General features: G+C 71.4%; 19 protein-coding genes. 9 read left to right on the forward strand and 10 right to left on the reverse strand.

The features are described from left to right. Positions 1 to 173 precede the first annotated feature (173 nt). Complete coding sequence (locus AB0F29_RS19645) at positions 174 to 548, forward strand: STAS domain-containing protein (RefSeq protein ID WP_361873622.1); 375 nt, start codon at positions 174 to 176, stop codon at positions 546 to 548. A gap of 152 nt (positions 549 to 700) precedes the next feature. Here the strand turns inward: AB0F29_RS19645 and AB0F29_RS19650 are convergent, their stop codons facing one another. The 3 genes from AB0F29_RS19650 to AB0F29_RS19660 form a co-directional block, all read right to left on the reverse strand. Then, a complete protein-coding gene (locus AB0F29_RS19650) occupies positions 701 to 1,729 on the reverse strand; it encodes a sigma-70 family RNA polymerase sigma factor (RefSeq protein ID WP_361873624.1) in 1,029 nt (342 codons plus the stop codon). A 174-nt stretch (positions 1,730 to 1,903) separates the two neighbouring features. Further along, positions 1,904 to 2,620 (reverse strand): L,D-transpeptidase, encoded by a 717-nt coding sequence (locus tag AB0F29_RS19655; protein ID WP_361873625.1) that lies wholly within the window; start codon positions 2,618 to 2,620, stop codon positions 1,904 to 1,906. Between the two features lie 134 nt (positions 2,621 to 2,754). Continuing rightward, complete coding sequence (locus tag AB0F29_RS19660) at positions 2,755 to 4,065, reverse strand: MFS transporter (RefSeq protein ID WP_361873627.1); 1,311 nt, start codon at positions 4,063 to 4,065, stop codon at positions 2,755 to 2,757. 62 nt (positions 4,066 to 4,127) lie between these two features. On the opposite strand from AB0F29_RS19660, the gene AB0F29_RS19665 reads away from it, so the two are divergent. Beyond that, on the forward strand, positions 4,128 to 5,081 hold the full coding sequence (locus tag AB0F29_RS19665; protein WP_361873629.1) for a LysR family transcriptional regulator: 954 nt from the start codon (positions 4,128 to 4,130) through the stop codon (positions 5,079 to 5,081). 24 nt (positions 5,082 to 5,105) lie between these two features. On the opposite strand, the gene AB0F29_RS19670 is transcribed toward AB0F29_RS19665, so the two are convergent. Beyond that, on the reverse strand, positions 5,106 to 5,867 hold the full coding sequence (locus AB0F29_RS19670) for an alpha/beta hydrolase (protein ID WP_361873631.1): 762 nt from the start codon (positions 5,865 to 5,867) through the stop codon (positions 5,106 to 5,108). A 103-nt stretch (positions 5,868 to 5,970) separates the two neighbouring features. On the opposite strand from AB0F29_RS19670, the gene AB0F29_RS19675 reads away from it, so the two are divergent. Together AB0F29_RS19675 and AB0F29_RS19680 are read left to right on the forward strand one after the other, a co-directional pair. Further along, the gene (locus AB0F29_RS19675; protein WP_361873633.1) at positions 5,971 to 7,125 is read left to right on the forward strand and encodes an adenosine deaminase; all 1,155 of its coding nucleotides are present in this window, start codon (positions 5,971 to 5,973) and stop codon (positions 7,123 to 7,125) included. A 134-nt stretch (positions 7,126 to 7,259) separates the two neighbouring features. Then, complete coding sequence (locus tag AB0F29_RS19680) at positions 7,260 to 7,562, forward strand: hypothetical protein (protein WP_361873635.1); 303 nt, start codon at positions 7,260 to 7,262, stop codon at positions 7,560 to 7,562. A 159-nt stretch (positions 7,563 to 7,721) separates the two neighbouring features. Here AB0F29_RS19680 and AB0F29_RS19685 read toward each other — a convergent pair whose 3' ends face one another. The 5 genes from AB0F29_RS19685 to afsQ1 all read right to left on the reverse strand — a co-directional run bounded on the left by AB0F29_RS19685 (position 7,722) and on the right by afsQ1 (position 11,548). Then, positions 7,722 to 7,928, reverse strand: coding sequence for a PspC domain-containing protein (locus tag AB0F29_RS19685; RefSeq protein WP_215111184.1), 207 nt, complete (start codon positions 7,926 to 7,928; stop codon positions 7,722 to 7,724). Between the two features lie 93 nt (positions 7,929 to 8,021). Further along, on the reverse strand, positions 8,022 to 8,594 hold the full coding sequence (locus AB0F29_RS19690) for a VanZ family protein (protein WP_361873637.1): 573 nt from the start codon (positions 8,592 to 8,594) through the stop codon (positions 8,022 to 8,024). 118 nt (positions 8,595 to 8,712) lie between these two features. Continuing rightward, positions 8,713 to 9,348 carry a hypothetical protein gene (locus tag AB0F29_RS19695; protein ID WP_361873639.1) on the reverse strand — a complete coding sequence of 212 codons (636 nt, stop codon included), beginning with the start codon at positions 9,346 to 9,348 and terminating at the stop codon, positions 8,713 to 8,715. After that, complete coding sequence (locus AB0F29_RS19700; protein WP_361873641.1) at positions 9,345 to 10,874, reverse strand: HAMP domain-containing sensor histidine kinase; 1,530 nt, start codon at positions 10,872 to 10,874, stop codon at positions 9,345 to 9,347. The genes AB0F29_RS19695 and AB0F29_RS19700 overlap by 4 nt, the downstream gene beginning before the upstream one ends. Beyond that, a complete protein-coding gene (gene afsQ1, locus AB0F29_RS19705) occupies positions 10,871 to 11,548 on the reverse strand; it encodes a two-component system response regulator AfsQ1 (protein ID WP_006127084.1) in 678 nt (225 codons plus the stop codon). Before afsQ1 ends, AB0F29_RS19700 begins: the two co-directional genes overlap by 4 nt. 182 nt (positions 11,549 to 11,730) lie before the next feature. Between afsQ1 and AB0F29_RS19710 the strand changes: the two genes are divergently transcribed. The 4 genes from AB0F29_RS19710 (at position 11,731) to AB0F29_RS19725 (ending at position 16,734) form a co-directional block, all read left to right on the forward strand. Continuing rightward, positions 11,731 to 12,498 (forward strand): SigE family RNA polymerase sigma factor, encoded by a 768-nt coding sequence (locus tag AB0F29_RS19710; RefSeq protein WP_361873643.1) that lies wholly within the window; start codon positions 11,731 to 11,733, stop codon positions 12,496 to 12,498. Between the two features lie 355 nt (positions 12,499 to 12,853). Next, a complete protein-coding gene (locus tag AB0F29_RS19715; protein ID WP_361873698.1) occupies positions 12,854 to 13,321 on the forward strand; it encodes a hypothetical protein in 468 nt (155 codons plus the stop codon). 67 nt (positions 13,322 to 13,388) lie between these two features. Continuing rightward, positions 13,389 to 15,656 carry a hypothetical protein gene (locus tag AB0F29_RS19720; RefSeq protein WP_361873645.1) on the forward strand — a complete coding sequence of 756 codons (2,268 nt, stop codon included), beginning with the start codon at positions 13,389 to 13,391 and terminating at the stop codon, positions 15,654 to 15,656. 61 nt (positions 15,657 to 15,717) lie between these two features. Then, on the forward strand, positions 15,718 to 16,734 hold the full coding sequence (locus tag AB0F29_RS19725) for a hypothetical protein (RefSeq protein ID WP_361873700.1): 1,017 nt from the start codon (positions 15,718 to 15,720) through the stop codon (positions 16,732 to 16,734). A 6-nt stretch (positions 16,735 to 16,740) separates the two neighbouring features. On the opposite strand, the gene AB0F29_RS19730 is transcribed toward AB0F29_RS19725, so the two are convergent. Continuing rightward, on the reverse strand, positions 16,741 to 17,445 hold the full coding sequence (locus AB0F29_RS19730) for a uridine kinase (protein WP_361873647.1): 705 nt from the start codon (positions 17,443 to 17,445) through the stop codon (positions 16,741 to 16,743). Positions 17,446 to 17,506: 61 nt separating this feature from the next. On the opposite strand from AB0F29_RS19730, the gene AB0F29_RS19735 reads away from it, so the two are divergent. Next, positions 17,507 to 17,926, forward strand: a complete 420-nt coding sequence (locus AB0F29_RS19735; RefSeq protein ID WP_361873649.1) for a hypothetical protein — start codon at positions 17,507 to 17,509, stop codon at positions 17,924 to 17,926. The last annotated feature ends 71 nt before the right edge of the window (positions 17,927 to 17,997 follow it).

The raw sequence follows: 17,997 nt of genomic DNA on the forward strand, positions 1-17,997 counted from the left end.
TCCGCAGCGACGCAGGAACGACGGCTGCGGACCGTCGGTTCACCGAACTAGAGGGAAGCATGGGGGAGTTGGTTCATGCACAAGGCGCCAGGAGCTCACAGTTGTCGCAAAACGGCCCCTCCGTGGCGGGGTCGCACGGAGGGGCCGCACGGAGGGGGCGCACGGAGGGGCCGATGAATTTCGCCCGCCGGTCCGGTCTGCCTGGTGTGGATACCGAGAAACCGATCGCCCTGACCGTGACCGGCCAGGTCAGCCGCGCCGACGTACCCGACCTCTGCGTCGAGCTGGAGCGTGCCCTCGCCGAGCCGCGCGGGGCTGCCCTCGCCCCGGGCGCGGCGGTGGACTGCGACGTGGGCGGGGTGATCCGGCCTGATCTGACCCTGGTCGAGGCGGTGGCCCGCCTCGCGCTCGTCGCCCGCCGGTCCGGACGCACGCTGCGGCTGCGCCGCGTGCCCCCCGAACTCCGCTCGCTGCTGGACCTGGTGGGTCTGGCCGACGTGGTGACCCTGGAGGCGGGCCCGGAGGGGCGGGTGCCCGACCCGCGCTGACGTCGGGCGCGCACGGGCGCCGGCCCCGTACCGTCGCCGGCCGCGCACCTACGTGCGTACGGCGGTCGGTGGAGGCCCGGCGCCCCGGGTGCGCCGACCCGAGGCCCGGCGCCCCGCGTGTACCGCGGGGTGCCGGGCCCGCTCGCTGACCGCTACGCGTCGGCCGGGAGCCGGTCGGCCAGGCCGAACAGCGGGAACCAGCGCGGGACGTCCAGGAAGCAGTGCATCCCGGTGATCGCCCCGTCCTGGATGTCGATGACCTGGACCGCCCACGGCACGAACCCGTCCCCGTCCTCGGCGGGCTTGTAGTGCGCGAAGCCGGGGGAGCCGTTGGCCAGGACGGGCACCAGCTTGGAGCCCGCGCACGACGCGCCGATGGAGGTCATGAACCCCGTGATGTCCCCGGTGCCCCGGAGCCACAGGTCGAACGGCGGCATCGTCATCACCGCGTCCTCGTGGAGCAGCGCGGTCAGGGCGGTCATGTCGTATCCCTCGAACGCCTTCACATAGCGCTCCAGGAGCTTCTGCTGCTCCTCGTCGAGGGGGTCCGCCACATCGCCCGCCCGGCCCTCCGTCTCGGTCAGCGTGGCGCGGGCCCGCTGCAGGGCGCTGTTGACCGAGGCGACGGAGGTCTCCAGCAGCTCGGCCACCTCCGCGGCCTTCCAGGCGAGGACCTCGCGCAGGATCAGCACGGCCCGCTGCTTGGGCGGCAGGTGCTGGAGGGCGGCGACGAACGCCAGGCGCACCGACTCGCGCGCCACGGCCGCCTCCGCCGGGTCCTGGACCGAGGGCAGGATCCGGCCGTCGGGCATCGGCTCCAGCCAGACGTTCTCCGGGCGGGGGCTCAGCGCGGCCTGGGCGAGCGGTGTGGGGCCCGTCAGGTCGACCGGCCGGGCCCGCTTGTTGCCCGCGTTCAGCATGTCCAGGCAGACGTTGGTGGCGATCCGGTAGAGCCAGGAGCGCAGCGAGGAGCGGCCCTCGAACTTGTCGAAGTTGCGCCAGGCCCGGACCAGGGTGTCCTGCACCGCGTCCTCGGCCTCGAAGGCGGATCCGAGCATGCGGTAGCAGTACCCCGTCAGCTCGATCCGGTGCCCTTCCAGGCGGCTGTCGATCCCGGCGGCGTCGGCGCCCCCGGCGCCCGCCGCCGCTCCTGTGGCCGTCGTCGTGGTCAGATCGCTCATCGCTCCACCCCTGTCGCGCGCAGCCGCGCTGTGGCATCCGTCACCCGGTACGTCGGAAGCTACCGCAGGCCACTGACAGCCGGGGCGGAAAGAGGACAAGGGGTGCCGCACGCCATGGCCACGGCCACGGCCACGGGGTCCGGCACCCCTCGGGAAGTGCTCCCGGCGCGTCGCTCAGGTCCCGGGCTTGCGCCCGTACACGTACACGTCGTCGCCGTTCTTCAGCAGTTTCCAGTATGCCTTCGCGTCGGCGGGGCGCATGTTGACGCAGCCGCCGGAGCCCGGCGGGTTGTACATGGACTTGGTGACCGAGTGGAACGCCTGGCCGCCGTCGAAGAACTGGGAGTGCGGCATCCAGACCTTGTAGATGGTCGACCAGTGCTTGATGTTGCGCCAGTAGATCTTCTTGGAACCGGTCCGGGTCTCGACGCCGTTCCGGCCGGTCCGCACCGGCACCGGTCCGTACGTCAGCTTCTTGCCGTCCTGGATCCAGCTCAGCTGCCGCGTCAGGTCGACACAGGCGATGCGCCCCTTGTTGGTGGGGCACTTCTTCGCCTTGTTGGGGTTCTTCCCGGCCGCCTTCTGGGCGAGCATCGTGTTCATCGTGCGCCAGGTCAGCGGACCGGCGTAGCCGATGGTGGGGGTGATCCCGTGCTTCTTCTGGAACTTCTGGGTCGCCTTGCAGTCGGCCGTCGACTGCCTGCCGTCCACGGGCCGCTTCAGGAACTTCTCGACCTGCTTCTGGTGCGGCCCCACCGACTTCGTGCAGGACGCCGCGTGGGCGGCGGTGCCGGTGCCCAGGACCAGGGCCGGAGCGGCCACCAGTCCGGCGACGGACAGGGCCACCCCTCGCCGCAGAGGTCTTCCGGATGTCTTCGCCGTGACTCGCATGCGCGCCAACTCCCCTTCGCCCACAGTGCGTTGTTGGTTACGCATGGTAGACGCGCGAAGGGGGGCGGTGGTTGCGCGCCGGTATGTCTCGGTTGTGCTTCAGCGCGTGGCGGGGGCGAGCGCCCGCCTGCGCTTCAGCGTGCGACGGGGACGAGCGCCCGCCGCTCCGCGCGCGCCACCCGGGTCCCGTACAGGGTGATCGAGACGACCCCGAGGACCGCGAGCAGCCCCAGGGCCACCGTCGCCGTCCAGCCCCCGGCGTGGAAGGCGACCGCGCCCAGGGTGCCGCCCGCGCTGGAGCCCAGGTAGTACGCCGACTGGTAGAGCGCCGAGGCCTGTGCCCGGCCCGTCGTCGCGGTGCGGCTCACCGACGACGAGGCGACCGCGTGCCCGGCGAAGAAGCCGGCCGTGATCAGCACCAGGCCCAGCAGGACGGCGGCCAGCTGGTCGGCCAGCGAGAGCAGCAGCCCGGCGGCCGTGGTGGAGACCGCCAGATAGAGCGCGCCCCGGCGGCCGAGGCGGGCCACCAGACGTCCGGCGGCGGCGGAGGAGACCGTACCGACCAGATAGACCAGGAAGATCGAGCCGATGACGCCCTGCGGCAGGCTGAACGGCTCCTCGACGAGCCGGTAGCCGATCACCGTGTAGACCGCGCCGAACACCGTCATGAACAGCGCGCCGATCGCGTACAGCCGGACCAGCAGCGGGTCGGCCAGATGCGTGGCGACGGTCTTCGCGAGGGCCTTCGGGTTGAGCGAACCGGGACGGAAGTTCCGGGCCTTCGGGATGAGGAAGTGGAACGCGACGGCGCACGCCAGCGCGAGCAGCCCGACCGCCGCCAGCGCGGCGCGCCAGCCCCAGGCCTGGGCGACCCAGCCGGTGAGGATGCGCCCGCTCATACCGCCGATGCTGTTGCCCGCGACGAACAGTCCGATCGCGGCGATCAGCGCCTTGGGCCGCACCTCCTCCGCGAGATACGCCATCGCGGAGGCCGGGAGTCCGGCGAGCGCCGCACCCTGGACGGCGCGCAGCGCGATCAGCGCGCCCATCGAGGGGGCGAAGGGCACCAGAAGCCCGACGAGCACCGCGATCGCCAGCGACGCCGTCATCAGCTGCCGCCGCCCGAACCGCTCCGAGAGCGCGCTCAACGGCAGCACGAACAGGGCCAGCGCCCCGGTCGCCGCCGAGACCGTCCAGCTCGCCTGCCCGGCACTCGCGTCGAACGAAGCGGAGAGCGCGGGCAGCAGCGCCTGGGTGGAGTAGAGGAGTGCGAAGGCCGCGACACCGGCGGCGAAGAGGGCGAGGCTCATCCGGCGGTAGCCGGGGCGGCCGGGCTCCAGACGCTCATGGGTGGCGGCGGCGGGCTCGGCGGTGGTGGTGACGGGGGACTGCGGGGCAGAGGCATCCACGGCGATGGTGGATGCCCCGGTACTGGCGGGAGGCATACGTCGAAAGTAGAGCGAGACGTTTCATGCGTCCAATGCACGAAACCGCCATAATCAATCCCATGGCGCATGAACGCAGCTCAGGGCCGTGGCTGTCACCCAGTAGTTACGAAGAAGACATCCGGGCCGTACTCGCGCCTCGCCTCGCGTACTTCGAGGCGGTCGCCCGGCACGAGCATGTGACCCGGGCCGCACAGGAGCTGGGCGTCCCGCAGTCCACGCTCTCGCGGGCCATGGTCCGGCTCGAAGCGGACCTGGGCGTCGCCCTGTTCGCCCGCAGGGGCCGCACGGTCTCGCTCACCCCGGCGGGCCGCACCTTCCTCGGCTCGGCGGAACGGGCCCTGGCCGAGGTGGAGAAGGCCGCCGACTCGGTCCGGGCGGACGCCGACCCGACGGCGGGCCGGGTCTCCTTCGGCTTCCTGCACACCATGGGCTCGGAGACCGTGCCCGCCCTGATCCGCGCCTTCCGGGTCGACCACCCCAAGGTCCGCTTCCAGCTCGTGCAGAACTACGGCGAGGCGATGATCGAACGGCTGCGCGCGGGCGGCCTCGACCTCTGCCTCACCTCACCCGTGCCCGACGCCCCCGACCTCGTCGCCCGCCGCCTCGACGAACAGCGGCTGCGCCTCGTGGTCCCCGACGACCACCGCCTGGCCTCCCGTCGGCGCATCCGGCTCGCGGAGGCCGCCGACGAAACGTTCGTCACCCTGGAGCCCGGTTACGGGCTGCGCCGGATCACCGACGACCTGTGCGCGGAGGCGGGCTTCACACCCCGGGTCGCCTTCGAGGGCGAGGAGGCGGAGACCCTGCGCGGGCTGGTCGCCGCCGGGCTCGGGGTGGCCCTGCTGCCGCCGCCCGCGGTCGCCCGCCCCGGCGTCGTCGAGCTGACGGTCACCGCACCGCGCGCCGCCCGCGAGATCGGGGTCGCCTGGCTGGACGGCCACCCCGATACCCCGCCGGTCGCCGCCTTCAAACGCTTCCTGCTCTCACGCCGCGGCCACCTGCTGCCGGACTGAGCGGACGCCCGGCGGGGCGTGCGCTCAGTGCCGCAGCGACCGGCCGAACCCGGCGGCCAGCGGCATCCGCAGCCCCAGCGGCGGCGGAGCGGCGAGCGCGTCCGCGACCGGGCGGGCATAGGACCGGGCGAAGAGCGAGCCACGCACGAAGTCGGCGGCCAGCGCCATCACTTCGGAGCGGTGCTGGCGCAACGCGTGGCCGTCGGAATGGACTTCGAAGCGACAGGTGTCCCGGTTGGACTTCTTCGCCCGCTCGGCCAGCCGGTAGGACAACTCCGGGTCGGTGCGCTCGTCGTTGGTGCCGTGCACGATCAGCACCCGCCGGCCCACCAGTTGCCTCACCGGCTCCGGTTCGGCCGACGCCTGCTCCGGCAGCCACGGGGCCAGCGCCAGGACCGAGGTGACCGCGCCGTGCCCGGCCGCCCGCAGCGCGGCCCGCCCGCCCATCCCGTGGCCGGCCAGGCAGACCGGTACGTCGCCGTACCGGCGCTGCACCTCGTCGGCCGCCCACGCGGCGTCCTCCACGGGATGCGCGTCGCCCGCGTTCCAGCCCCGGCGGCGGTAGCGCAGCACGTGCACCGCGAGCCCGTCGCCCGCCCCGGCGCGGGCCAGGGAGCGGGCGAACGGCAGCTGTGCCGCGTACGACAGGGGGGAGGGGCCACGGTGCGAGTCGGCCCGGCCGCCCGGGAGCAGCAGCACCACGCCGCTGACCTCGTCCATCGTTCCGGCCGTCCGAACGGCCCGTCCCAGCCTGGCGTCGGGCGAGGAGAGTGCGCGCTGTCCCATGACAGAACAGTGTCAGAAGGAGAGGTGTACTCCACCCGACTTCGCGGTCACTGTTACGCATCGACACCGGGCGCTCTACGCGCGTAGGCGCTAGAGTGCCAAGATGACGAGCCAGACCCCGAACGTCCCTGATTCCGACCAGATCCGGCGCGCCCCCAAGGTGCTGCTCCACGACCACCTCGACGGCGGCCTGCGGACGGGCACCATCGTCGAGCTGGCCCGCGCGCAGGGTTACGACTCCCTCCCCGAGACCGAGGCCGACAAGCTCGGCATCTGGTTCCGCGAGGCCGCCGACTCCGGTTCGCTGGAGCGCTACCTGGAGACGTTCGCCCACACCTGCGCCGTCATGCAGACCCGTGACGCGCTGTTCCGGGTGGCCGCCGAGTGCGCCGAGGACCTCGCCGAGGACGGCGTCGTCTACGCCGAGATCCGCTACGCCCCCGAGCAGCACCTGGAGGGCGGCCTGACCCTCGAAGAGGTCGTCGAGGCCGTCAACGAGGGCTTCCGCGAGGGCGAGCGCAAGGCCCGCGCCAGCGGCCACCGCATCCGCGTCGGCGCCCTCCTCACCGCGATGCGGCACGCGGCCCGCGCCCTGGAGATCGCCGAACTCGCCAACAGCTACCGCGACCAGGGCGTCGTCGGCTTCGACATCGCGGGCGCCGAGGCCGGGTTCCCGCCCACCCGCCACCTCGACGCGTTCGAGTACCTCAAGCGGGAGAACAACCACTTCACCATCCACGCGGGTGAGGCCTTCGGCCTGCCGTCGATCTGGCAGGCGCTCCAGTGGTGCGGCGCCGACCGCCTCGGCCACGGAGTGCGGATCATCGACGACATCGAGGTCGCCGAGGACGGCTCGGTCACCCTCGGCCGCCTCGCCTCCTACGTACGGGACAAGCGCATCCCGCTGGAGATGTGCCCGACCTCCAACCTCCAGACCGGTGCGGCCACCTCGTACGCAGAGCACCCGATCGGACTGCTGCGCAAACTGCACTTCCGGATCACCGTGAACACGGACAACCGGCTGATGAGCGGCACGAGCATGACCGGGGAATTCGAGCGGCTGACCGAGACCTTCGGATACACGCTCGATGACATGCAGTGGTTCACCGTCAATGCGATGAAATCAGCTTTCATTCCTTTCGACGAACGTCTCGCCATGATCAACGACGTCGTCAAGCCCGGATACGCGGAGCTGAAGTCCGAGTGGCTCTTCCGCCAGACCGCTGTGACCAGCGGTTCCGCAGCCTCCTCGGGCTGAGGGACCCGATACGTCAAAGGGCCGGGAAGGGAAAACCCGGCCCTTTTCCGCGTGTCGGGATGTTTGCGGCAGGGGCAGCGGGGTGGCTAGCTTGCAGAGCCGCTCACATCCCCTTCCCCAAGGATGAATTCTCCATGAAGAAGTCTGCTGCCAAGACTCTCGGTGTCGCCGCTCTCGGCGCCGCTTTCGCCGCTGCCGCCGCCGGCAGCGCCTCCGCCGCCCCCTCGCTGCCGCTGGAGGCCGCGGCCGGGGTGCTCCCCGTCTCGACGATGGCGCTCGACACCGTCGCCAAGTCGGCCCAGAACGCGCCGGTCCAGGAGACCGTCGGCAAGGTCCTCGGCGGCGAAGCCACCGACGCGGCCGCCCCGGTCACCGGCCTGCTCGGCGGACTGCCCACCAAGGGCCTCACCGCCAACGGGATCCCGCTCGGCGGCTGAGAGGCCGCAGGCTGATCCCCGGCCGGGCGACCACGCCCCGGCCCGCGCGCCGGGCCACCGGCGCCACCCGTACACGCACAGTGGGGCGCACACCCTGATCCAGGGTGTGCGCCCCACTGTGCGTATCTGCTCCCCGTCTGCTCCCCGTGGTCCGGCGCGTCACCAGGCCGTCGCGGAGGAGGCGGACTTCTCCGACGGCAGCAGCGCCCACAGCGCCAGGTAGAGCAGGAACTGCGGGCCGGGAAGCAGACAGGAGACGACGAAGATGACGCGCATCGTGTTGGCGGAGATGCCGAAGCGCCGGGCGAGGCCCGCGCACACTCCGCCGATCATGCGGCCTTCGCGGGGGCGGACAAGTGCGGCCATGGTGGGCTCCTTCGCGAACCGTGGTGTGAGGAGCGGCCTCGTGCGCTCCCCGATGTATCCATGGTGCGCCGCGAAGGGGGACAAAGCATCGCTCTACGGGGCGAGGCCGACCCCGGTAATCGTCGGGGTCGATCCCCCAGGGGCCTCGTCCCTGAGACGGGTCTCGTGCCGGTAGCAGGGCAGGTCCCGTACCCCCGGCAGGCCCAGGCGGCGCAGCCGGGCCCGGCAGACCGGGACGACCAGCAGATGGGCGAGCGCCACCCCGGTGGTGTTCAGCAGCAGCGAGTCGATGTCGACGATCTGACCGGGTACTCCGGTCTGGCCCAGTTCGATGGCGAGCGAGATCAGCGCGCCGGCGGCGACCGTACGCAGCAGTGAGACCCAGGGGGAGACGAAGATCCGGCCCCCGGCCATCGGCAGCAGCACCCCCAGCGGGGCCAGCAGCGACAACGCCCCGCCGATCCGGCGGGCCGCCTCGGCCGGTCCCAGCGTGAGGTCCGCCCTGATCCCCGCGAGCGGCTCGAAATTCGCCGCCGTGATCCAGGGAACGTCCAGCGGGCGCAGCGTCAGCCACCCGACGAACAGCAGATGCGCGACAAGGAGAGTGACCCCCGCCGCGCGGAAGTGGATGACGGTCTCGCCGTCCGAACTGTGACGCACGTCCACCAAGACGCCGTGACCGGCAGGATCGGTTCCGCGCCGCCGCGGCCCGCCTCCCGGACGGCTCTCCCGGGCGGACCCTCCTCCCGGACCGGGAGGGCCGCCCGACCGCCCGGAACCCGGGTCAGTCCAGCCGGACGCCGTCCGGCGTGGCCAGGTCGCCCGGCCGGGACTTCGTCTGCGAGGTGCACAGATAGCCGCGCGGCGGGTAGTCCCCGGGCCCGCCCAGGACCACCGAGCCGTCCCGGACCAGCGCCTCGCTCTCCGCGTACGTGCACACCAGCTGGGCCAGCGCCTCCGCCGACAGGTCCTCCGGCTGGCTGCTGAGCCGCACGGCGCCCGCCGGGTCGCCGTCCCGGGCCGGGGCCACCCGCAGCCCCGCCGGAACCGCGGTGGTGAACCCCGCCCGCCGCTCGTTCGGGGACGGCGCCTGCTGGACCTCCGCCAGCAGCGCCCGGGCGACCACCAGGGGGTCGGTGCCGGTCGCGTCCGCCGCCACCGGACGTTCCGCGGTGACCAGCTGTGAGGTGCACACCAGATACACCGTGGTGCTCACGCTGTCAGGCGACCGGGTGGCGACGTCCGAGGAGGACAGCCGGCACGGCACCCGGGAGGGCGCGGGCCCCGCGTCCACCGGCACCGAGGTCGTACGGATCCCGCACCCGGAGAGCAGCGCCGCGGCCGCCAGCACGGCCGCCAACGAGGCTGCCGTACGCCGCCGGAGCGGGCCTCGCCGGTACGTGACATCGCCGTGCTTCACGTCGTCCCGTTCCCGTCCGGGGCGTCCGCCCCCGGTTCGCCGTGGTGCGCGAGCTTCTCGGCGTCGCGCGGCAGCCGCAGTTCGAAGACGGCACCGCCGTCCGGGGAGTTCGCCGCCGTGATGTCGCCGCCGTGGATGTGCGCGTTCTCCATGGCGATGGAGAGGCCGAGCCCGCTGCCCTCCGACCGCGGCCGGGAGGCGCTGGCCTTGTAGAACCGGTCGAACACGTGCGGCAGCACCTCCTCGGGGATGCCCGGACCGTGGTCCCGTACCTCGATGACCAGCTCCTCGCCCTCGGTCCGCACCCGCACGCCCACCGGCGAACCCCCGTGCTTGAGGGCGTTGCCGATCAGGTTGGCCAGGATCACGTCCAGCCGGCGCGGATCGAGCCGGACCATCATGCCGCGCTCCGCGTCCAGGTCCACCGCGTCCAGCCAGGCCCGCGCGTCGATGCACGCGGTCACCTGGTCGGCGACGTCGACCGTGTCCAGCACCAGCCGGGCCGTGCCCGCGTCGAAGCGGGTCACCTCCATCAGGTTCTCCACCAGGTCGTTGAGCCGCCGGGTCTCGCTGACCACCAGATGCACGGCGGGCGCGATCATCGGGTCGAGGGTGTCCGCCTCGTCCTCCAGCACCTCGGCCACCGCGGTGATCGCGGTCAGCGGGGTCCGCAGCTCGTGCGACATGTCGGCGACGAACCGGCGGCTCGCCTCCTCCCGCGCGCTCATGTCCGCGACCTTCTTCTCCAGCGAGCTGGCCGTCCTGTTGAACGTACGGGAGAGATCGGCGAGTTCATCGGTGCCGGACACTTCCAGCCGGGTGTCGAGCTTGCCCTCGCCGAGCTTGCGGGCCGCGTCGCCGAGCCGCTGCACCGGACGCAGCACCGTCGTCGCGGCGGCCTGCGCCAGCAGCGCCGAGCCGACCAGCGCGAGGGCGGTGGCGATCGCCAGCGACCAGGCCAGCGAGTTGAGGTCCTGCCGCTCCTGGTCGAGGGACTTGAGCATGTAGCCGGTCGGGCCGCCGCCGATGATCCGCGTACCGGCGACCAGATACGGCGTGCCCGCGATGCTCGTCCGCTGCCAGAACAGGTGGTACTCGTGCTCGTTGCTCGACGTCAGCGACTGCTTGCGGGCCACCTGCTCCTGCAACGAGTCCGGCACGTCGGCCCGGGTGAAGCTGTCCAGATCGGAGTAGCCCACGATCGGCTTGCCGCGCTCGCGTTCGGCCACCAGCAGCACGCTGTAACCCGGGGAGCTGGACGCCATCTGACCGGCGGCCCGCTGGAGATCGTCCTTGGTGGGACGGGTGGGCAGCTCCGCCGCGGTGTCCTGCATCTGCCGCCGGAAGTCGTCGAGCGCGGTGTCCTGGGTACGGGTCAGCACGGCCTCGCGGTTGAGCCAGTACGCGATCCCCGAAGCGGAGACCGCGGCCGTCAGCGCCACCAGCGCGAACACCACGACCAGGCGCAGCCGCAGACTGGTCCAGCGCAGACCGGCGCGCAGGGACCGCTTGGCGGATTCGGTCACTGAGGCGAGTCCAGCCGGTAGCCCACGCCCCGCACCGTACGGATCAGGGTCGGCGAGGACGGCACGTCCTCCACCTTCGCGCGCAGCCGCTGCACACAGGCGTCCACCAGACGGGAGTCGCCCAGATAGTCGTGCTCCCACACCAGGCGCAGCAACTGCTGCCGGGACAGGGCCTGGCCGGGCCGGCGGCTCAGCTCCAGCAGGAGCCGCAGCTCGGTCGGCGTGAGCTGCAGATCCTCACCGTCCTTGGTGACGGTCATGGCGGAGCGGTCGATCACCACGTTGCCGAAGGTCGCCGAGTCGGTCGACTCGCGCTCCCCCCGGCGCAGCACCGCCCGGATCCGGGCGTCGAGCACCCGTCCCTGGACGGGTTTCACCACATAGTCGTCCGCGCCGGACTCCAGTCCCACCACGACGTCGATGTCGTCGCTGCGCGCGGTCAGCAGAATGATCGGCAGCTGGTCGGTGCGGCGGATACGCCGGCACACCTCGAAACCGTCGATCCCGGGCAGCATCACATCCAGCACGACCAGGTCGGGCCGCTGCTCGCGCAGCAGCTCCAGGCCGTCCTCTCCCGTCGCCGCGGTGGCCACACGGTGGCCCTGGCGTGACAACGAGAGTTCGAGGGCCGTGCGGATGGCGTCGTCGTCCTCGATCAGCAACAGGAAAGGCACGAACGTCATTCTGGCCCATGGTGGCGCTTCAGTTCGACCTGTGGCCCGGTCCGATTGTCCGGGCACGGCCCCGACCACCCCTGTGACAGGCCTGTGACAGTCGGAGGACAGCGCCATGAAACTGCCCCGGCAAGCTCTTCGACAACAGGGAACGAACGAACTCCACCGATAGGGGGCGCGAGATGAACGCACTGCACAGCACCAGCTCAAGCGCAGTAGTCACGCGTCTCCACGACGTCGGGCGGAGCACGGAGAAGTCCGGCGTCATGAACATGCGGGGGTGTGTTCGGAGCGCCGGGCGTCAGCACCAGACGGCGGCGGAGCAGGTGCGCATGCCGTACATGACGGTGCTCGACGCGCCCAAGGGGGCGGCGAGCGCGTACGGGGAGGCCACGGGGGATCGCACGGCCCGGACGGGAGACGCGGACGCCGAAGCGGCGTTCACGGCCTACGTCCAGGAGCGACGGGCCTCCCTGTACGCGACCGCCTACCACCTGACCGGTGACCGGTTCGAGGCCGAGGACCTGCTGCAGAGCGCCCTCTTCTCGACCTACCGGGCGTGGGACCGGATCAGCGACAAGGCGGCGGTCGGCGGCTATCTGCGCCGCACCATGACCAATCTGCACATCAGCGCCTGGCGCCGGCGCAAGCTCAACGAATACCCGACCGAGGAGCTGCCGGAGACGGTGGGCGACACGGACGCGATGCGCGGCACGGAGCTGCGGGCGGTGCTGTGGCAGGCGCTCGCCCGGCTGCCCGAACTCCAGCGCACGATGCTGGTCCTGCGGTACTACGAGGGCCGCACCGACCCGGAGATCGCGTCGATCCTCGACATCAGTGTCGGCACGGTGAAGTCCAGCATCTGGCGCTCCCTGCGCCGGCTGCGCGAGGACGAGGTCCTCAGCTTCGGGCGTGACGAGCAGGAGTCCTTCGGCGAGTTGGTGGCCTGAGGCTGGGCCCTCCGTCTCGGGGGAGGCGGGGGCCGCGGGGGAGTACGGGGGTACGGGGGAGCAGTAAGGAAACGGGGACCGAGGGGGTTCGGGGGAACCACCACGGGGGAACGGCCCGTCGCTTCGGGGGAGGCGCGGGTCACGGGGGAGACACAGCGGGGTCGTACGGGCCGGGGGGTCCTGTACGGCCCCGCTTTCCGTGAGGCCAAGGGGGCCACGGGGGCTGGTGAGGCCCTTGTTAGTCTGAACAGGCCACGCCAAGGGCGGGTGGCTCGAAGTAATCCATGGGGGGCAAGTGAGCGGCCAGGCAGGCGACTCGACAGGGACGGCCGGGGCGGGCGACGCACCGACGTCGATGCGGCTCAACGAGGCTCCCCTCGATCCCTCGCCGCCTCCCGTGTACGGGCCGTTCGCGCCGGGGCAGGACCCGAACGCGTCGGTCCAGGTCCCGTACGCCCCCGGCTACGCGCCGCCGTTCGCTCCCGGCGGTGTCCCCTCGCTGGCCACCAGCCCGGCGAGGAAGAAGGCCGCGGCCGAGGCCATCCGTACGCGTATCAAGCCCCAGACCAAGGTGGCCGGCGCCCATGCGGACGAGGAGACCTCCGCAGCCGTCAAGGCGTTCGGCGCCAAGGACGGCGACGGATGGGTCACCTCACGCGCGCTGAAGAACGCGCACAAGACCTGGGAACAGCAGGTGCAGGCCATGCTGAAACGGCTCGACGGCGACGAGAGCGGACTCCTGGGGGCCCGTCTGAACCTCCAGGGGTCGGACCTGCTGTCCGGGCAGCAGTTCCGCCCGCCCTCCGCGATCGACGGCTACTGACCGACCGCGGGGCGCGAAGAGCCGATTCGGCAGTTCATCGGGTAATCCGGACAACGGGGGGAAGGGTATGCCCACCTATCACGAGATCATGACCACGGACCTGTCCGCCCTGACCACCGCCGCGGACAAGTGGACGGGCATGGCCGGCGAGCTCGGCAAGCGCGAGAAGGAGTACGAGAAAGAGGTCCAGGGCATCACGTTGCAGCCGACCTGGATCGGGCAGAGCTCGGACGCCGCCAACGCGCGGTTCCGCATCACGCTCAACGAGTACAGAGCGGCCCAGGCCGAGGCGAAGGCGATCGCCTCCCTGCTCCGGGACGCGCACACCCAGTTCACGGAGTTCAAGGGCAAGCTGCAGGCGGTGCGGGCCGACGCCCTGAAGGCCGACATGAAGGTGTCGGACAGCGGCCTGGTCGCCTTCGACACGACGACCCTGAGCGACGGAGCGCGGAACGCCTACCACCACGACCCGGACTACCAGAAGTCGGTGCGGGACGCGGTCGCCTCCTGGCAGCGGGCGATCGACCGGCTGGTCGCGGACGTGACGGACGCGGACACCGGGGTGGAGATCGCCCTGAAGGCGGTCGTGAAGGACTCGGACGTCACCGACGGCACGATGAACGGATTCAACGCGAAGCCGGCCGGCGACATCGAGGAGTACGAGGCGCGGAACACCGAGGAGATCGCGGACCGCCTGATCGACGGCAAGAAGGTCTCCGCCGCCGACCTCGCCGAGTTCGAGCGTTCGATGCGGGACAACGCCGGCGACAAGGCGTTCAGCCAGTCGCTGTTGACGAAGCTGGGCCCCCAGGACACCATCAGGCTGAGCGATGTCCTGTCCGACCGCGAGCAGGACGGCGGAGCCTCCGGGGCCCAGTCCACGCGGCTGATGGGCGGCCTGGCCAACACGGTGGCGACGGCCACCCAGGTGCCGGGTTCGATGGCGGACGCCGGGCCCGGCTCGGCGAAGTACCAGGCCTGGCTCGGCACCGGCGACGGCGCGTTCTACCGCCGGTTCACCGAGGGCCTCAAGGAGGCCGGTGCCAAGAACTTCGACTCGAAGACCAACCCGCTCTACGGCTACCGCCCGTTCGTCGAGATGATGACGCACGCCGACGTGCCGTTCGACGACCAGTTCCTCAACAAGCTCGGCGACGACATGATCGCCGCCGAGAAGGACAACAGCGCCATATTCCAGCAATGGGGCGGCAACCACCGCGAGGGCCGGGCCGACGCGCTCGACAGCCTGCTCGGCGTGATGAGCAAGAACCCCGACGCCTCGACCGCCTTCTTCGACCCGGACCTGGACCACGGGCAGGCACACCTCGACTACCTCATAGGCAACGGGGACGGGGCGCGGGAGTGGCCCCAGGAACATGTGGTGGCCGGTACCAGGGTGATCACCACCGACGACCCGCTGAGCCGTCACGGCCTGGGGCTCGCGCTGGAGGTCGGCGCGACGGGGAACGAGCCGGGTGCGCCGCTGGGTAAACCGGGGCCGCACAGCGAGGGGCAGGCCCGGGTCATGCAGGGCATCATCGCGACGCTGGACCAGGGGACCAAGGGCGACACGGTTCCCGAGAACCTCAAGGTGCCGCTCGGCCGCGTGCTGAACGACTACACGGCGGATACGCACGCGATTCTGGGTGGGTACGCGCCGGGCAGCCCGAGCGGCCTGGACGACATCGAAGGATCGGGCGACAGCGCCTCCATCACCAACGACAAGGCCAGTCTGCTGAGGGTAATGCGTGGTGTGTCCGACGGGGTGGCCGGTGAGGACGAGGCGGGAAATCCCATCCGGGTCTTCGACGCCCTCTATGAGGCGCAGCGCCAGTACGCGGTGGAGCACCTGGACACGGGCGACCGCGTTTCCCAGAGCAGCTTGACCGAGAACGTGACCGGCTGGGATGTCAGGTCACGTGATGTGGGACAGGCCTTCGGCGGCATGAACGCCATCGCCACGGACATGATCCTCGACGTCCGTGACGCCGAGATCGGGAAGATCAACGACCAGGCGCGTTACGGCTACCACGGGTTGGGGGCGGTAGCCAACATGATTCCGCAAGCCGGCGACATCGCGCAGCGGGCCGTGGACGCCGCCATGTACGAGTGGTCCGTCGGTGCCGCGGAGGAGGCGGAACTGGTGGCGAAGGGCCAGGTCAGCGAGAAGACGGCGTGGGGCGTCACCAGCACGAACGGCCTTATCCAGGACTGGGCCGACACGCGTGGGGCCGCGAAGGAGAGCAACGCCGTCCGGAACGCCGTCCAGGAAGCGGGACAGAGCTACATCACCGGCCGTGAGGAAGCGTATTCGGCCCTGCGAACAAGGAAGTGAGCACGTGAGCACAGCAGGAGCAGCAGGCCGTACGCGTCCGGCGTGGAAGGTCTGGGCGGTCGTGGCCGCTGTGGTCGTGGTGATCGCGGGGTTGCTGCACGCCTGGCGCAACACCAACGTACTGACGGCGGACCGGCTCTGCGGGGACCTGGTCTCGGCGGAGCAGGTGGACGCTGTTCTTCCGGGGTCCGGGCGTCTGGACGCCGAAGGGGACGGTCTGGACGACGACGACCTGACGGATGCGAGGTGCAGGGTCGAGAAGTCGTCCGTCGTCCTCGGTTCCGGCGAGAGCGGGCTGACTGTCCGGCTCTGGGGGGTACGGGGCTATGACCCACTGGCGTTCGAAAGCGAGCCCTACCCGCCGGGCGCCTCGTTCTTCACCGGCGAGGTGACCGGCGGGGTCAATGCGTACAAAGCGTGGGTCATGCTGCCCGAGAAGTGCTGGGCCGACCGGCCGGTGGTCGCCGAGTTCAGCATCACCGAACCGGCTGCCGACCGCACGGCCTTCGCCGCCCTGGCCACCGACACCGTACGGACCATCGCGGCCCGGACCAAGTGCGGTGACCTCCCCGAGAAGCCCGGGACGCTCGTGCCTCCGCGCTCCGACGCCGCCCGTCCGGTCTCCGCAGGGCAGGTGTGCGGCCTGGACGGCCTGACCGTGGCGGGCCAGGTGCCGGCGGGGACGAAGGTGCTCGAAGAGGGGCAGAAGGCTCCCGCCGACCTGTGGGCCTGCAAGCTGACCCTGGATGATGAGACGCGTGGCTTTGTCCGTTCGGACGGCTTCATGAAGTACTCCGCCACCCGGGACCCGCTGCTCATCGACGCCATGCGGAAGTTCCCGGGCACGGCCAAGGGCACGACGCCGGACGGCCGGGAAGCCGAAATCGTCGACAAGGGTGTCGGATTCATCCTGCCCTGCGCGGATGGCGGCTCTCTCTACCTGGCGGTGGAATCGGGGCAGCAGTACCTGGAGGCGAGCAAGCGGCACGAGGACCTTCCGAAGCGGGACGCCTACGTCGCCCCCTTCACGAAGGCCGCCGCCAAGACCTTCGGCTGCGCCGCCCCCGCGGCCGGCTGAAAGGCCCTACTCCGGCGCCCCCACGCCCGCCCTGCGGCACCGCCCCGCCGCCGCGGCGGCGAACCGCCCCAGCGCCTCCTCCTTGCCGCAGGGATACGCCCCCAGGGCCGTCTGGCGGGCCACGATGCGGCGTTCGGCCCGCATCAGCCGCCAGCCCCGCCGCAGCAGGAACGGCACCGACTTGCGGCCCTCGCGCAGATCCCGCACCAACCGCCGCCGGAACGTGGTGGACGGGCGGCCGCGCAGGCACAGCGCGTCGGCCAGCAGCCCCAGTTCCTGGCAGCGTTCGACGATGTCCGCCGCGAAGATGCCCTCCGCCACGAACAGCGGTGACCGCTCGATGTGGAAGGCCTCGTGGTCCGTACGGGAGCTGGTGGCGATGTCGTACACCGGGACGTCCGTACGGCCGCACCGGCACAGCTCGGCGATGGCGGCCACCGCCGCGTCCGCGTCCCAGGACCCGGCTGAGTCCCAGTCGATGTCCGTGGAGCCCGGCACCCGGGGCAGTGTCGGGTCGTCGTGCTCCTTGTAGAAATCGTCCAGGCGCAGTACCGGCAGGCCGGTGCGGGCGGCCAGGACGGACTTGCCGGAGCCGGAGGGGCCCGCGAGCAGGACGACGCGGGTCGGGATCGGTTGGGAACTCACAGAACAGAAGTGTGCGGCATTGACCCGCGCAGGGGATCCCTCGGGTCTCCTGTTGGTATCCAGCATCACACCTCAACTACTCTGCGCGCACAGACGATTACCCGACCAGGTCGATCAGGTGGAAAACATGGCACTTCATGCACGTAAGCCCGAGCGTCGCGCCCTGCTGCGCGCCGGTCTGACCCTCACCGCGCTGGGGGCCGCCCTGGGAGCCGGCGCGGGCTCCGCGGGGGCCGTCCAGCTGCCCCCGGTGGCGGAGATCCCGGACCAGGGCGCCTCGGCCCTCCAGGCGGTCGGCGAGACGGCCGGACCAGCGGTGACCAGCGCGCTCGGGACCTCGCTGGCCAGCAGCATCGCCCCGATCACCGACCTCCAGCTGGACCCGCTGGCCAACACCGGGGTGGACCCCCTGGACAACGCCGTGGGCACCCAGATCGCGGACTTCAAGCCGCTGACCACGGCCGTCCTCACGGACCCGATCACCAGCGGCGGCTCGCTGAGCGACCTGCCGGTGGTGGGGACGGCCACCGGGCTCATCACCGGCTGACGCCCGGCGCGGACCAACGGCGGACGGGGCCGCCCCGGGGTGGGAGGGCGGCCCCGTCCGGGCATCGGGTG

It is taken from the genome of Streptomyces sp. NPDC026589, assembly GCF_040638385.1.
Lineage (GTDB): Bacteria > Actinomycetota > Actinomycetes > Streptomycetales > Streptomycetaceae > Streptomyces.